This window comes from Streptomyces sp. NPDC044106, assembly GCF_056433985.1.
On record NZ_JBWKFZ010000021.1, the window covers coordinates 38,540 to 54,108 of the forward strand.

General features: G+C 71.2%; 13 protein-coding genes. 10 read left to right on the plus strand and 3 right to left on the minus strand.

Going from position 1 to position 15,569, the window contains the following annotated elements; genetic code table 11:
* Position 1 precedes the first annotated feature (1 nt).
* From AC07DI_RS31300 to AC07DI_RS31330, 7 genes are all read left to right on the plus strand, one after another.
* Positions 2–1,450 carry a dihydrolipoamide acetyltransferase family protein gene (locus AC07DI_RS31300; RefSeq protein ID WP_478907689.1) on the plus strand — a complete coding sequence of 483 codons (1,449 nt, stop codon included), beginning with the start codon at positions 2–4 and terminating at the stop codon, positions 1,448–1,450.
* A 92-nt stretch (positions 1,451–1,542) separates the two neighbouring features.
* Positions 1,543–2,604, plus strand: a complete 1,062-nt coding sequence (locus tag AC07DI_RS31305) for an NTP transferase domain-containing protein (protein ID WP_478907691.1) — start codon at positions 1,543–1,545, stop codon at positions 2,602–2,604.
* Positions 2,601–4,199, plus strand: coding sequence for a molybdopterin molybdotransferase MoeA (locus AC07DI_RS31310; RefSeq protein ID WP_478907693.1), 1,599 nt, complete (start codon positions 2,601–2,603; stop codon positions 4,197–4,199). Before AC07DI_RS31305 ends, AC07DI_RS31310 begins: the two co-directional genes overlap by 4 nt.
* The gene (locus AC07DI_RS31315; protein WP_478907695.1) at positions 4,196–5,293 is read left to right on the plus strand and encodes a potassium channel family protein; all 1,098 of its coding nucleotides are present in this window, start codon (positions 4,196–4,198) and stop codon (positions 5,291–5,293) included. Before AC07DI_RS31310 ends, AC07DI_RS31315 begins: the two co-directional genes overlap by 4 nt.
* 198 nt (positions 5,294–5,491) lie before the next feature.
* On the plus strand, positions 5,492–6,469 hold the full coding sequence (locus tag AC07DI_RS31320) for an NAD(P)H-quinone oxidoreductase (RefSeq protein ID WP_478907697.1): 978 nt from the start codon (positions 5,492–5,494) through the stop codon (positions 6,467–6,469).
* 529 nt (positions 6,470–6,998) lie between these two features.
* Complete coding sequence (locus tag AC07DI_RS31325; RefSeq protein ID WP_384252332.1) at positions 6,999–7,427, plus strand: hypothetical protein; 429 nt, start codon at positions 6,999–7,001, stop codon at positions 7,425–7,427.
* A 65-nt stretch (positions 7,428–7,492) separates the two neighbouring features.
* Positions 7,493–8,038, plus strand: coding sequence for a bacterial proteasome activator family protein (locus tag AC07DI_RS31330; RefSeq protein ID WP_384252331.1), 546 nt, complete (start codon positions 7,493–7,495; stop codon positions 8,036–8,038).
* A 110-nt stretch (positions 8,039–8,148) separates the two neighbouring features.
* Here the strand turns inward: AC07DI_RS31330 and AC07DI_RS31335 are convergent, their stop codons facing one another.
* On the minus strand, positions 8,149–9,816 hold the full coding sequence (locus AC07DI_RS31335; protein WP_478907700.1) for a protein kinase domain-containing protein: 1,668 nt from the start codon (positions 9,814–9,816) through the stop codon (positions 8,149–8,151).
* A 308-nt stretch (positions 9,817–10,124) separates the two neighbouring features.
* Between AC07DI_RS31335 and AC07DI_RS31340 the strand changes: the two genes are divergently transcribed.
* Complete coding sequence (locus AC07DI_RS31340; protein WP_478907702.1) at positions 10,125–11,699, plus strand: protein kinase domain-containing protein; 1,575 nt, start codon at positions 10,125–10,127, stop codon at positions 11,697–11,699.
* Positions 11,700–11,832: 133 nt separating this feature from the next.
* On the opposite strand, the gene AC07DI_RS31345 is transcribed toward AC07DI_RS31340, so the two are convergent.
* A complete protein-coding gene (locus tag AC07DI_RS31345; RefSeq protein WP_384252323.1) occupies positions 11,833–12,270 on the minus strand; it encodes a pyridoxamine 5'-phosphate oxidase family protein in 438 nt (145 codons plus the stop codon).
* Positions 12,271–12,343: 73 nt separating this feature from the next.
* The gene (locus AC07DI_RS31350) at positions 12,344–13,003 is read right to left on the minus strand and encodes a response regulator (protein WP_478907705.1); all 660 of its coding nucleotides are present in this window, start codon (positions 13,001–13,003) and stop codon (positions 12,344–12,346) included.
* A gap of 383 nt (positions 13,004–13,386) precedes the next feature.
* On the opposite strand from AC07DI_RS31350, the gene pdhA reads away from it, so the two are divergent.
* Both pdhA and AC07DI_RS31360 read left to right on the plus strand, forming a co-directional pair.
* Positions 13,387–14,577, plus strand: coding sequence for a pyruvate dehydrogenase (acetyl-transferring) E1 component subunit alpha (pdhA, locus tag AC07DI_RS31355; protein WP_478907707.1), 1,191 nt, complete (start codon positions 13,387–13,389; stop codon positions 14,575–14,577).
* Between the two features lie 2 nt (positions 14,578–14,579).
* Entirely contained in the window at positions 14,580–15,560 is a 981-nt protein-coding gene (locus tag AC07DI_RS31360) for an alpha-ketoacid dehydrogenase subunit beta (protein ID WP_384252314.1), read from the plus strand.
* Positions 15,561–15,569 lie beyond the last annotated feature (9 nt).

Here is a 15,569-nt window from a genome sequence, read left to right on the forward strand (position 1 = left end):
GATGGCCCCTGCTTTTGATGTGAACAGCCTGGAATTCAAGCTGCCGGACCTCGGGGAAGGGCTGACGGAGGCGGAGGTCGTCCGCTGGCTCGTCGAGGTCGGCGACGTCGTGGCAGTGGACCAGCCGGTCGTCGAGGTCGAGACGGCCAAGGCGATGGTCGAGGTGCCGTGTCCCTACGGGGGCGTGGTGACGGCACGCTTCGGCGAGGAGGGCACGGAACTGCCGGTGGGGGCGCCGCTGTTGACGGTCGCCGTGAGCGCCCCGGAGGGGGCGGGCGCCGAGGTGGGCCCCATCGGGTCGAGGGCCCCCGAGGAGCCCGCGGAGCGTGCCCTGCAGACGGCCGCGGAGGAGTCCTCCGGGAACGTCCTCGTGGGGTACGGCACGGCGGCGGCCCCGGCACGCCGCCGAAGGGTGCGGCCCGCGCGCCCTGTGCCGCAGGAGACCGCGCCGCTGCCCGCGGCACAGGAACCGGTCGCGTCCCCCGCGCGCGGGGACGGCCCCATACCGGTCATCTCCCCTCTCGTACGCAGGCTGGCCCGCGAGAACGGCGTGGATCTGCGCGCCCTCGCGGGCTCAGGACCGGACGGGCTCATCACGCGCGCGGACGTCGACGCGGCCCTCAGCGCGAGCCGGGCGGGCGGCACGCCGGCCGAGGCGGGCGCCGGAGCGGGGGCTCAGGCGGGGCGGGCCGAGGCGCGTCACCAGGTGGCGGCGGGGCAGGAGCCACGGAGCGCCGGTGCCGAGTCCCGGCACGCGCTGACCGGCATCCGGGGCCTGGTCGCGGACAAGATGTCCCGCAGCCGACGCGAGATACCGGAAGCCACCTGCTGGGTCGACGCCGACGCGACCGAGCTCCTCGCGGCCCGCAAGGCCATGAACGCCGCGACCACGGAGCGGGACGGCACCGGCGCCCCCAAGGTGTCGCTGCTCGCGCTGCTCGCCCGCATCAGCGTGGCCGCACTGACCCGCTTCCCGATGCTCAACTCCTCCGTGGACATGGAAGCGCGCGAGGTGCGGCAGTTCTCCGACATCCACCTCGGCTTCGCCGCGCAGACCGACCGGGGCCTGGTCGTTCCGGTGGTGCGGCACGCCCAGACCCGTACGACCGACTCGATCAACGCGGAGCTGATCCGGCTCACGGAGTCGGCGCGGGCGGGGACGCTCACGCCGGGGGAGCTCACCGGCGGGACCTTCACCCTCAACAACTACGGGGTGTTCGGAGTCGACGGTTCCACGCCGATCATCAACCACCCCGAGGCGGCCATGCTCGGCGTGGGCCGCATCATCCCCAAGCCGTGGGTGCACCAGGGGGAATTGGCGGTGCGACACGTGGTGCAGTTGTCGCTCACCTTCGACCACCGGGTGTGCGACGGCGGTACCGCGGGCGGCTTCCTGCGCTACGTGGCGGACTGCGTCGAACAGCCGGCGGTGCTGCTGCGGTCGGTGTGAGGGGCAGGGGCGTACGCGAGTGACGCACGTCCCTTGCCGGTAAGGCCCCGTACAGGGGTGGCAATGATCCTTGGTACGCCCATACTCAGTGGGTGACCACGAACGAGGGCGGCTCGCGCGAGCCCGCCGCGCCGCCGTACGACGCCGTCGTACTCGCCGGCGGCGGCGCCCGGCGGCTCGGCGGCGCGGACAAGCCGGGGGTGCGGGTCGGCGGCCGGACGCTGCTCGACCGGGTCCTCGCGGCCTGCTCCGGCGCGGGGACCACTGTCGTGGTGGCCGAGCCGAGGCCGACCGCGTCCCCCGTGGTGTGGGCGCGCGAGGAGCCCGCGGGCGGCGGGCCGCTGGCCGCGCTCGACGCGGGGCTCCGCCACACGGCCGCGGAGCGGGTGGTGGTGCTCTCGGCCGACCTGCCGTTCCTGGGCGGGCAGACCGTACGCCGCCTGCTCGCCGCCCTGCGCGGGAGCGGCGCGGACGGGGCGGTCCTCACCGATCCCGGCGGCCGGGACCAGCCGCTCGTCGCTGCCTACCGGCGGGACGCGCTGTGCCGGGAGATCGCCGCGGTCGCCGGCGGCGGGCTCGCCGGGACGCCGTTGCGGGTGCTCACCGCGCGGCTCGACCTCGCGAGGGTCGCCGACCCCGTCGCGGCATTCGACTGCGACACCTGGGACGACATCGCCACCGCCCGAGCCCGTATCAGGGAGCATGGCAACGTGTTGGATGAATGGATCTCCGCAGTCAAGGACGAGCTGGGCATCGACCTCGATGTCGACACCGGCGCCCTCCTCGATCTCGCCCGCGACGCCGCGCACGGCGTGGCCAGGCCCGCCGCACCGCTGACCACGTTCCTCGTCGGATACGCGGCGGCGCAGGCCGCCGCGCGGGGCGGAACGGCCGACGGCACCGGGGCGGTGGCCGAGGCGACACGCAAGGCGGCGGCACTTGCCGCCCGGTGGGCGGACGAGGATCAACAGGACGAGGTGCCGGTGGCGGCGCCTGAGCCGGATCCGGGGCGAAGTGAGGAGCCCGGTGCCGCGTCGGAGCAGGGCCTCGCACAGGGTGAGAGGTCGGAGAAGTCGGACGCCGCGCCCGGACACGGGCTTGCGCGGGGCGAGAAGCCCGGTGCCGTGCCCGGCTCACGGCCGGACGCCGGATGACCGGGCAACCCGCGTCGGACGCCGAGCTCGACGAGGCGATCGCTCTGGTGAACGGAGACCGTGACAGCCGTGAGGCCGTGCCCCGGCCGGCACCGGTGACCGACCCGGCCGCCCGGCCCGCCGCCACGCCCGCGTCCTCACCCGGGTCCTCACCCTCAGCCGCGTCCTCAGCCACCTCGCCGTCCGCGTCATCGTCCGCGTCCGCGTCATCGTCCGCGTCGTCGTCCGCCCCCAAGCCCGCCTCCCAGGGCCCCGACGCAGTCGGCCCCGCAGCCACCGGCGCCGAGCCGGAGGACGGCAAGCACCGGGACATCACGCCCTGGCCCGCCGCCCGCGCCCGAGCGGAGCGGGCCGCTCCGCAGCCGAAGGCCGAGCCCGCCCCGGCCCCCCTCGACCGGGCCCTCGGCCTGATCCTCGCCGCGCCGCTCACCGCCCTCACCGATCTGCCGTCCTTCGACACCTCGGCGATGGACGGCTGGGCCGTCGCGGGACCCGGCCCCTGGGACGTACGCGCCGACAAGGTCCTCGCAGGATACGGCCGCCCGGACGCGCTCCGCGACGGGGAGGCGGTGCGCATCGCGACCGGCGCGCGCATCCCTCAGGACGCCACCGCCGTGCTGCGCAGCGAGCACGGCGTCATCGACGACAAGGGAAGGCTGCACGCGCGGCGCGAGGTGGTCACCGGCCAGGACATCCGCCCGCGCGGCCAGGAGTGCCGCTCCGGCGACCACCTCCTGCCCGCGGGATCCCTGGTGACCCCCGCCGTGCTCGGGCTGGCCGCGGCCGCCGGGTACGACACGTTGCCGGTGGTCCGCAGGCCCCGCGCCGAAGTCCTCGTCCTAGGCGACGAGTTGCTGGCCGAGGGGCTCCCCGGCGAGGGCCTCATCCGGGACGCGCTCGGCCCGATGCTGCCGCCCTGGCTGCACGCGCTGGGCGCCGACGTGACCGCCGTCCGGCGCCTCGGGGACGACGCCGAGGCCCTCCGCGAGGCCGTCACCACGTCCACCGCCGACCTGATCGTCACGACGGGCGGCACCGCGTCCGGTCCCGTCGACCACGTCCACCCCACCCTCGCGCTGATCGGCGCCGAACTGCTCGTGGACGGCGTCGCCGTGCGCCCCGGCCACCCCATGCTGCTTGCCCGCATCCGCCCCGGACAGCACCTCGTCGGCCTGCCCGGCAATCCGCTCGCCGCCGTCTCCGGTCTTCTGACGCTGGCCGAACCCCTGCTGCGTACGCTCTCCGGGCGCGCGTCCGGCTGCGGCGGGCCCTCCACGTACACCGCTCCCCTGCGCGACGCAGTACAGGGCCACCCGCACGACACCCGCCTCGTCCCCGTCACCCTGCGCGCCGACCGGGCCGTGCCGTTGCGCTTCAATGGCCCGGCGATGCTGCGCGGCATCGCGGCGGCCGACGGGCTCGCGGTCGTGCCACCGGGCGGGGCGCGGGAGAGGCAGGAAGTGGAGATCCTCGACCTGCCGTGGGCGGTGCCGGACGTGGGGACGGGGGCGGGCCCGTACGGTGGTCCGGGCCCGGTCGGCGGAGCCGGGGCGGACGGCGCTGAGGGCGCTGACGGCGAGGAGCGTTTCACGTGAAACTTCCCGGGCATGACGCGATCGCGCGTCACCCCGAAGAGCAGCACACGACGCACCGGATCGCGCTGCCCCGGCGTAAGGTCGAGCGTCCGTTGCGCCAGGTCACCCGCCGTCTGGCGATGGCGTTGCTGGTCCTCGCCCTGACGACGTTCATCGTCTGGATCGACCGCAGCGGCTACCACGACAACTCGGACAGCCGCGTCGACTTCCTCGACTCCGCCTACTACGCGACGGTCACGCTCTCCACCACCGGCTACGGCGACATCGTCCCGTACAGCGACAGCGCCCGGCTCACCAACATCCTCATGGTCACGCCGCTGCGCGTGCTCTTCCTGATCATTCTGGTCGGCACCACTCTCGAAGTGCTCACGGAACGGACGCGCGAGGAGTGGCGTCTGTCCCGCTGGAGGTCCAACTTGCGTGAACATACCGTCGTCGTCGGATTCGGCACCAAGGGCCGTTCCGCGATCCAGACCGTCTGCGCCACCGGTCTGAAGCCGGAGCAGATCGTCGTCGTCGACCCGAGCGCGAAGGTCATCGACGCCGCCACGGCCGAGGGTTTCGCGGGCGTCATCGGCGACGCGACGCGCAGCGATGTGCTGCTCCGCGCCGAGGTGCAGCGGGCGCGGCAGATCATCATCGCGACGCAACGAGACGACACGGCGGTCCTTGTCGCCCTCACCGCACGGCAGTTGAACCGTGGGGCGAAGATCGTGGCGGCGGTGCGCGAGGAGGAGAACGCGCCGTTGCTCCGCCAGTCCGGCGCCGACGCGGTCATCACCAGCGCCAGCGCGGCGGGCCGTCTGCTCGGTCTCTCCGTGCTCAGCCCGAGTGCGGGCATGGTGATGGAGGACCTGATCCAACAGGGCAGCGGGCTCGATCTCGTCGAACGGCCGGTGATAAAGGCCGAGGTGGGGCTCGGGGTACGGGAGACGGACGACCTGGTCGTGAGTGTCGTACGCGGGCATCGGGTGCTCGGGTACGACGATCCGGCGGTCGGGAAGCTGCAGTTGACGGACCGGCTGATCACGATCGTCCGGGCCTCGCCGGGGACGGCTGTCGCACCCGATGTGAAGCCGTTGCGGCCCGGCTGAGGCGGCCCGGCTGAGGTGGCCCAGCTAAGGCGGGGCCCCGGCGCGGGTGAGCAGCGGGAAGCGGCGAGCGCGGTACGGGGTTCGGGGAGCGGGCTGTGCGCAGTGGGCCGGGGGCCCGTGGTGTCGGGCGGGGGCGGTGCGGCGTATCGGGTGGGTGGTAACCGGTGCGAATCCCGTGACGCGAGTAGCCTCGCCAGCATGTATGCGATCACGATCCCCGAACCCGGCGGCCCTGAAGCGCTCGTATGGGCCGAGGTCCCCGATCCCGTGCCCGGCGAGGGCGAGGTGCTCGTCGATGTGGTGGCCAGCGCCGTGAACCGCGCCGACCTGCTGCAACGGCAGGGCTTCTACAACCCGCCGCCCGGTGCCTCCGCCTACCCCGGCCTGGAGTGCGCCGGACGGATCTCCGCACTCGGCCCCGGCGTCTCCGGCTGGGCGGTCGGGGACGAGGTGTGCGCGCTGCTCTCCGGTGGCGGTTACGCGGAGCAGGTCGTCGTGCCGGCCGGTCAGCTGCTGCCCGTGCCCGAAGGCGTCGACCTCGTCACGGCGGCCGCGCTGCCCGAGGTGACCTCGACCGTGTGGTCCAACGTCTTCATGATCTCCCACCTGCGGCCCGGCGAGACGCTGCTGGCGCACGGTGGGTCGAGCGGCATCGGCACCATGGCGATCCAGCTGGCCAAGGCGGTCGGTGCGAAGGTCGCCGTCACGGCGGGCAGCGAGGAGAAGCTGGCGTTCTGCCGTGAGCTGGGGGCGGACATCCTCATCAACTACCGCGAGCAGGACTTCGTCGAGGAGATCGAGCGGGCCACGGGCGGGGCCGGTGCGGACGTCATCCTCGACAACATGGGGGCGAAGTACCTGGACCGGAACGTGCGGGCCCTCGCGGTCAACGGGCGGCTCGCGATCATCGGTATGCAGGGCGGGGCGAAGGGTGAGCTGAACATCGGCGCGCTGCTCAACAAGCGGGCGGCTGTCACGGCTACGTCGCTGCGGGGGCGGCCGGGGGCGGAGAAGGCGGCGATCGTCGCGGCTGTCCGGGAGCATGTGTGGCCGTTGATCGGTGGGGGGCATGTGCGGCCGATTGTGGATCGGACTGTGGGGATGCGGGATGCGGGGGTGGCGCATCGGGTGCTTGAGGAGAGTGGGCATATTGGGAAGGTGGTTTTGACCCGGTAGCGGGGGCGCGGGCTGGGGTAGCGGGGGTGGGGTGCGGGTGGCTGTGCTTTTGCGCAGTTCCCCGCGCCCCTTGTTTGTGGGTGGGTGTTTCGATTTTGGGTGCGGGGCTGGTGGGGGCTTGTTGCGCAGTTCCCCGCGCCCCTGAGGTGGGCCGGGGGCTCGTTTTCGGGTGCCGGTCCGGTGGGGGTTTGTCGCGCAGTTCCCCGCGCCCCTGAGGCGGGCTGGGGGCTCGTTTTCCGGTGCCGGTCCGGTGGGGGTTTGTCGCGCAGTTCCTCGCGCCCCTGGGGTCGCTGGGGTCTTGTTTTTGGGTGCGGGGTCGGTGGGGGTTTGTCGCGCAGTTCCCCGCGCCCCTGGGGTGGCTGGGGTCTTGTTTTTGGGTGCCGGTTCGGCGGGGGCTTGGCGCGCAGTTCCTCGTGCCCCTGGGCCCTCGTGGCGGTTCCGGATGCCGGGGTTGTGGCGCTGTGTGACGATTGAGCATGGTGTGTGAGCGGGTTTGATCTTGTTACCCGGTGGCGGGAGGGTCGGCGCGATGGATGGGTTGTGGGTGGGGCGGCGCCTGGTTCTGGCCCTGGTCCTGGTCGTGGGGGTGCTGCTCGCCGTACTCGGTACGGTCGGGTCCGGGCTCGTGGCGTACGCGGCCGACGGACGGCCACCCGGGCGGACCGTGACCACCGTCGACGAGACCTCTCGTGCGGGGAGCCGTGCCGGGGAGGGGCGTGAGCGGCCGGGGCAGGCGCGGCCGGGCGTTCCCGACCTGTCGCCGTTGCCCTTCGCCCCGCCTCCTCGGCAACCGGAGCCGGTCTCGGTCGAGCGGCATCAGGACACCCAGGCCGTTCCCCCGGAGCGCCCGCCCGCCGGCCCCGTCCTGCCCAACCTGCACGTCCTGCCCCTCGGCGGCGGCCTGCTCCTCATCGGCCTCGGTCTCGGCTTCCTCGGTTGGCGGTTGCGCCGCGGCTGAGGGTGGATCAGCCGGGAATGGGGGCACTACCGACGTGTGATGTACCGGTGCGCGAGAATGGCGGCATGGAGATGCCGAGGAACGAACGGTCGCCGGAGAGCCCCCATGTCCTGGTCGTGGGCCAGGACGGAATGGCTCTCGGTGGCGGCGGAGACGACGAATCCCGCGAGGTTCCGGTGACGGAGATGGTCGAACAGCCGGCCAAGGTCATGCGCATCGGCAGCATGATCAAGCAGCTGCTCGAGGAGGTGCGGGCGGCTCCTCTCGACGAGGCGAGCCGGGTGCGCCTCAAGGAGATCCACGCCAGCTCCGTCAAGGAGCTCGAGGATGGCCTCGCCCCCGAGCTCGTCGAGGAGCTGGAGCGGCTCTCCCTTCCCTTCACGGACGAGTCGACGCCCAGCGACGCGGAACTGCGCATCGCGCAGGCCCAGTTGGTCGGCTGGCTCGAAGGCCTCTTCCACGGGATCCAGACGACGCTGTTCGCGCAGCAGATGGCGGCGCGGGCCCAGCTGGAGTCGATGCGGCGGGCGCTGCCGCCCGGCGTGGGCGGCGGCGACGATGACGACGAGACCGGCGGCATCGCAGGACGCTCCGGAGGCCCCTACCTCTAGGAGGGGCGGATACGGCTATGCCGAGGGGCTCGGTACGCATCGCGCGTACCGAGCCCCTCGGCGTAGCAGCAGGAAGAGGACCGCTCCCGCTAGGAAGAGGACCGCTCCCGCTATGAGGGGTTGCCCGTGGAGATGTCGAACTGAAGATCCAGCGTCTTCGGGTCGACCTCCGTGCCTTCCTTCGGGTTCTGCCGCATCACGGTGTCCTCGCCGTACGCGTTCTCGTTGATCTTGCGCTTGTCGTAGCTCCAGCCGGCCGCCTGGAGGCAGGACAGGACCGAGCGCCAGTCCTTGAAGGTGAAGTCAGGGACCTTGATCTTGTTCTCGTCGTTGTAACCCTCTTCAGGGTCGGTGCACTCGTCGGTCTCCATCGTCATGTTGCGGTCGGGCCCCTTGTGCCCGGCGACCGGCTGCTTCGACTTGTCGCCGCCGGCCTCCTTGCCGCCATCGCCGTCGTCGCTGTTGAGCGACAGGGCGGTGATCAGGCCGCCGATGGCGAGCAGGGCGACGACGATCGAGCCGACGATCACCGGCATGTTCCGACGCTTGCCGCCGCCGGTGCCGCCCGCCCCGACCGAGGCGGACGTCGCCGGCTGCGGCGAGAGGTTGTACGGCGGCGGGGTCTGCGCGCCCTGCTGCGGCGCGTACGCGTTGACGGGCGGCGGCGTCCGGTAGCCGCTCTGCTGCGGGTAGCCGTAGCCGGGAGTGGGGGCAGGGGCCGGGGTGGACGGGCCGTACGGACCCGGCTGGTACGGGGTCTGCACCTGGCCGCTCTGCGGCAGCGACGTGTCGACCGGCGGGAAGACCGCCGAGCCCACGCCCGCGCCGCTCGAGGTCTGCGCGCCCGGCACGATGCTGGGGGCCGCCGCCTGGAGGGACTGGGCGACGCGCAGGCATTCGTCGCGCATGGCGTCGGCGGTCGGGAAACGCTCGTTCGGGTTCTTCTTGAGCGCGCGGGCGACGATCGCGTCCACCGCGGGCGGCAGGGAGCGGTTGATCGAGGAGGGAGCGACCGGCTCCTCCTGGACGTGCGCGTACGCGATGGCGAGCGGCGAGTCCGCCTCGAAGGGCAGCCGCCCGGTGACCAGCTGGAAGAGCATGATGCCGACGGAGTAGAGGTCCGAGCGCGCGTCGACACCGCGGCCGAGGGCCTGCTCCGGGGAGAGGTACTGCGGGGTGCCGACGACCATGCCGGTCTGGGTCATGGAGGTGACGCCGGACTGCATGGCGCGGGCGATGCCGAAGTCCATGACCTTGACGACGTTGCGCTTGGTCATCATGACGTTGCCCGGCTTGATGTCGCGGTGGACCAGGCCCATCTCGTGGCTGATCTCCAGGGCCGCGAGCACATCGGCGGTGATCTTCAGCGCCTGGTCGGTCGGCATCGCGCCGAACTGGGCGACGGACGCGTCGAGCACGGAGCCGAGCGGCTTGCCCTCGACGTACTCCATGACGATGTACGGCATCGGAGCGCCGTCGCCCGCGGCGGAGTCGCCGTCGGACAGCGTGTCCTCGCCGGTGTCGAAGACCGACACGATGTTCGTGTGCGTGAGCTTCGCCACCGACTGGGCCTCGCGGCGGAAGCGTTCGCGGAAGGACTGTTCGCGGCCGAGCTCGGTGTGCAGTGTCTTGATGGCGACCTGGCGGTCGAGCACGGTGTCATAGGCGAGGTGCACCGACGCCATGCCGCCCTCGCCGAGCAGATCACGCAGTTGGTAGCGGCCACCGGCCAGCGAACGCCCCGCATACCGCCCCTGTGCGCCGTCCTGGCTGCTCATCTCGTGCGTCCCCCATCGGCGCGGTTGCCGGACGGCTCCGCGGCTGGTGATCGATTTACCGCTTATTCCAGGCCAAGTCTGCCCGAGGACGATGACGCGTCAAGCTCGGTGCCCGTTCCGTGACCGTACGCGCAAGAAGCGTCTCGGAAGCGTTACAAGTTTGCGCGTGGCACCCGGTGAAGGCTTTGATGTGCGGTCCACCTCGAACCGGCGGGTGGCCCGAAGGCTGTAGCGTGGCCCGTCGGAGTACCCCGTACCGCGACGTACTCAGCACCAAGTACCACGACCAGAAACGACGGCGAGGACTGATGGCACAGACGCAGCGCGCTCAGGGCCCGTCCGACCCCGAGGCGACTGGCGGCGGTATGTCAGACGCGCCCGAATTGTGGGGTAACGGCGGGCTGGTCGGCGACGGCCGCTACCGGCTGACCCACAGACTCGGCCGGGGCGGCATGGCCGAGGTGTTCGCAGCCGAGGACGTACGTCTCGGCCGCACCGTCGCCGTCAAGCTGCTCCGGTCCGACCTCGCAGAGGACCCGGTCTCCAAGGCCCGTTTCACGCGCGAGGCACAGTCCGTCGCGGGCCTCAACCACCACGCTGTGGTCGCGGTGTACGACTCCGGTGAAGACGTCGTCGGGCCGAGCGTGGTCCCGTACATCGTCATGGAGATCGTCGAGGGCCGGACGATCCGCGATCTGCTGCTCAACGCGGAGGCGCCGGGTCCGGAGCAGGCCCTGATCATCGTCTCGGGCGTACTCGAGGCCCTGGCCTATTCGCACCAGCACGGCATCGTGCACCGCGACATCAAGCCCGCGAACGTGATCATCACCAACACCGGCGCGGTGAAGGTGATGGACTTCGGCATCGCGCGCGCCCTGCACGGCGCGCAGTCGACGATGACGCAGACCGGCATGGTCATGGGCACGCCCCAGTACCTCTCGCCCGAGCAGGCGCTCGGCAAGGCCGTCGACCACCGCTCCGACCTGTACGCGACCGGCTGTCTGCTCTACGAACTGCTCGCGCTGCGGCCCCCGTTCACCGGTGAGACGCCGCTCTCCGTCGTCTACCAGCACGTCCAGGACCAGGCGGTGCCGCCCTCCGAGGTGTCGGACGCGGCCCCGCCGGAACTGGACGGGCTCGTCATGCGTTCCCTCGCCAAGGACCCGGACGACCGGTTCCAGACGGCGGAGGAGATGCGCGGCCTCGTCCAGTACGGGCTGCAGATGCTGCACGAGCAGGGCAGCCACACGGGCACCTGGAACACCGGTCCCGTCGCGCTGCACGAGGGTGGCGGCACCTCGGCCATGGGCGTCGCCGGCACGACCGCGATGGCGCACCCGGACTCGGGGACCGCGCAGATCCCGAGCCCCATGCTGCGTCAGCACGGGGGCGACGACGGAGGCTTCGACGGCGGGCCCCAGGGCGGCAAGTCCGGCCGCGGCCGGATGTGGATCATCGCCGTGCTCGCGATCATCGCCATCGCGGTGGGTGTCGCGTTCGCACTGAGCGCGGCCGACAAGAAGGACCACAAGGACCCGACGAAGTCGCCCACGCCGAAGCACTCGCAGTCCAAGGAACCGACCAAGAGCACGGACGACGAGACGACGGACGACGAGACGGACCCGGGTACGGACACCGGTGGCGCGACGGACTACGACCCGCCGCAGAATCAGACGTCCAAGCCGAACTACCCGACGAACAACCCGACCCGGCCGACGAACGACCCGACGACGCCGACCACGGACCCGACCACGGATCCCACCACCGACCCGACTACGCCCACCCAGGACCCGCCGGACCCCACGAGTGACCCGACGGACCCGGGCGAGGGCAACGGCGGCGCGGGTGACGGCGGTGCCGGTGACGGTGAGAACGGGCTCTGAGACGTGAAGCTCTGAGGCGTGCATGAGAAAGGCCCCCGCTGCGGCGGGGGCCTTTCTGTCTTCGCTTCTGTATACCGCATACCGCATACCGCATACCGCATACCGCAATACCGCAATACCGCATCCTCAGCGGTTAGTGCATGTACTGCAGCAGAAGGTCGTGGCCGGTCCGGTCCTCGCCCGCCCGCAGGGTGTGCACCGTGCTGAACTGCGGCTGAATGCGCAGGTAGACCGGGTCGAACAGGTCGCCGTCCACGAAGCGGGGGCCTGGCCCGAAGAGCGCGAGCTCCGCGGTGCTCGGCTCCACCGCCTCGCAGAGGCCGACGCACTGGACGGTCCACCGGACGTCGCGCACGCTCGTGACATTGAGGTTGTCCGCGCCGTACGCGACGACGCTGCCGACGCACGCCTGGTGGTAGCCGTACCCCTTGTGCATGCGCAGCAGGATCGCGCCGTCCACGACGATGTGCCGGGACGCCGCGAGGAAGGGCAGCGCGCGCATGCTGGTCGCCACCCGGCCGTAGTCGGTGCGGCTGAGCAGTTCGAAGGCGAGCTGGTCGTCGGTGGGCATACCACCCACCCTGGTTCATCGGCGGGGTGTCCGAAAAGGGGATCCCGCCCCATCAACCAGGGACGTAAGTCCCTCAGTGCCTCTCCGCCTGCATGCGGGCCACGTACGCCGCCGCCTGCGAGCGCCGCTCCATGCCCAGCTTGGACAGCAGGCTGGAGACGTAGTTCTTGATCGTCTTCTCGGCGAGGTGCAGCCGCTCGCCGATCACGCGGTTGGTCAGGCCCTCGCCGATCAGGTCGAGGATCTTCCGCTCCTGCTCGGTGAGGCCGGCCAGGCGGTCGTCACCCTTGGCGTTGTTGCCGTCGCGCAGCCGCTCCAGGACGCGGGCCGTGGCGACGGGGTCGAGCAGGGACTTGCCCGCGGCGACGTCCCGCACGGCGGTGAGCAGCTCATTGCCGCGGATGGCCTTGAGGACATAACCGGAGGCACCGGCCATGATCGCGTCGAAGAGGGCCTCGTCGTCGGCGAACGAGGTGAGCATCAGGCACTTGATGTCCTCGTTCTGCGAGCGGATCTCGCGGCACACCTCGACGCCGCTGCCGTCCGGCAGGCGTACGTCGAGCACGGCCACGTCCGGCCGGGTCGCGGGGATCCTGACCAGGGCGTCCGCCGCGGTTCCGGCCTCGCCGACGACCTCGATGTCGGCCTCCACGGACAGCAGCTCATGGACCCCCCGCCGGACCACTTCATGATCGTCGAGGAGAAATACCGTAATTTTTCCGTCTTCGCGCACGGGCCCAGTCTCACACACGATCTCTTTCCGTGCCCGGGCGGAACCCTTCCCGTCGCCGGGGTACCCGGGATAACGTGCCGGTGTTCCGGCCCCCTGCCAGGCTGTGATCAGTGCTGTGACCAGGAAGTGTTCCCGATTTTCTCGGTTTACTCGGAAATCCAAGCAGTCAGATACTTGGTAATCCAAGCAAATTCGCAGGTCAGATGGGGTTTCACAGAAATGGGAAGCACTGGGTAACGTGCTTTGTGCAGGGCGCTTGCCGGGGCACCTGTCACGCCTGTTTCCCGGCTGAGTCGCACCCACCCCGTGCGCGGGCACGGACCAGGCGAGCCGCACTGGCCAACCCGGTAACCCTGGGGGGCCGGACCGACGGAGGAGCACACGTGACCGTGGAGAGCACCGCCGCGCGCAAACCGCGCCGTAGCAGTACGGGCGGCGGCAAGCGCGCGAGCGCCAAGAAGGCCGCGCCGCAGAAGAGCACGGAGCCCGAGCTCGTACAGCTGCTGACCCCCGAGGGCCAGCGGGTCGAGAACGCGGTGTACGACTCGTACGTCGCCGACATCACCGCCGAGGAACTGCGCGGCCTGTACCGCGACATGGTCCTCACCCGGCGATTCGACGCCGAGGCCACCGCCCTGCAGCGCCAGGGCGAGCTGGGCCTGTGGGCCTCGCTGCTCGGCCAGGAGGCCGCCCAGATCGGCTCGGGCCGGGCCACCCGGGACGACGACTACGTGTTCCCCACGTACCGCGAGCACGGCGTGGCCTGGTGCCGCGGCGTGGACCCGACCAACCTGCTCGGCATGTTCCGCGGCGTGAACAACGGCGGCTGGGACCCGAACAGCAACAACTTCCACCTCTACACGATCGTCATCGGCTCGCAGACGCTGCACGCCACCGGCTACGCCATGGGCGTCGCCAAGGACGGTGCCGACTCGGCCGTGATCGCGTACTTCGGGGACGGCGCCTCCAGCCAGGGCGACGTGGCCGAGGCGTTCACGTTCTCCGCGGTCTACAACTCCCCGGTCGTGTTCTTCTGCCAGAACAACCAGTGGGCGATCTCCGAGCCCACCGAGAAGCAGACCCGGGTGCCGCTCTACCAGCGCGCGCAGGGCTTCGGCTTCCCCGGTGTGCGGGTCGACGGCAACGACGTGCTCGCCGTGCTCGCCGTCACCAAGTGGGCCCTGGAGCGGGCCCGCGCGGGCGAGGGCCCCGCGCTGATCGAGGCGTTCACCTACCGCATGGGCGCGCACACCACCTCCGACGACCCGACCAAGTACCGCAGGGACGAGGAGCGGGAGGCCTGGGAAGTCAAGGACCCGATTCTGCGGCTGCGGGCCTACCTGGAGTCCGAAGGTCACGCGGATGAGGGATTTTTCGCGGAACTCGACGACGAGAGCGAAGCGTTGGGCAAGCGAGTGCGAGAGGTGGTGCGGGCGATGCCGGATCCGGATCTGATGGCGATCTTCGAGAATGTCTACGCGGACGGGCACGCGCTCGTGGACGAGGAGCGCGCCCAGTTCGCCGCCTACCAGGCGTCGTTCGCGGACGCGCCCGCGGGCGGGGAGGGCAAGTAACCATGGCTGTCCAGAAGCTTCCCATCGCCAAGGCGATCAACGAATCGCTGCGCACGGCGCTGGAGAACGACCCCAAGGTCCTCATCATGGGCGAGGACGTCGGCAAGCTCGGCGGCGTCTTCCGCGTGACGGACGGGCTCCAGAAGGACTTCGGCGAAGAGCGGATCATCGACACCCCGCTCGCCGAGTCCGGCATCGTCGGCACGGCCATCGGCCTCGCCCTGCGGGGCTACCGCCCGGTGGTGGAGATCCAGTTCGACGGCTTCGTCTTCCCCGCGTACGACCAGATCGTCACGCAGCTCGCGAAGATGCACGCCCGCGCGCTCGGCAAGGTCAAGATGCCGGTCGTCATCCGCATTCCGTACGGCGGCGGCATCGGCGCCGTCGAGCACCACAGCGAGTCCCCCGAGACGCTGTTCGCGCACGTCCCGGGGTTGAAGGTGGTCTCGCCCTCCAACTCGGCGGACGCCTACTGGATGATGCAGCAGGCCATCCAGAGCGACGACCCGGTGATCTTCTTCGAGCCGAAGCGGCGGTACTGGGACAAGGGCGAGGTCGACAAGGACGCGATCCCCGGCCCCCTGCACAAGGCCGTCGTCGCCCGCGAGGGCAGCGACCTCACCCTCGTCGCGTACGGCCCGATGGTGAAGGTCTGCCTGGAGGCGGCCGCGGCGGCCGAGGAGGAGGGCAAGTCCCTGGAGGTCCTCGACCTGCGCTCGATGTCGCCGATCGACTTCGACTCGGTGCAGGCCTCGGTGGAGAAGACGCGCAGGCTCGTCGTCGTTCACGAGGCGCCGGTCTTCCTGGGCACGGGCGCGGAGATCGCGGCCCGCATCACCGAGCGGTGCTTCTACCACCTGGAGGCGCCCGTGCTGCGGGTCGGCGGCTATCACGCGCCGTACCCGCCGGCGCGCCTGGAAGAGGAGTACCTGCCGGGCCTCGACCGAGTGCTCGACACCGTCGACCGCTCGCTGGCGTACTGAGGGAAAGGG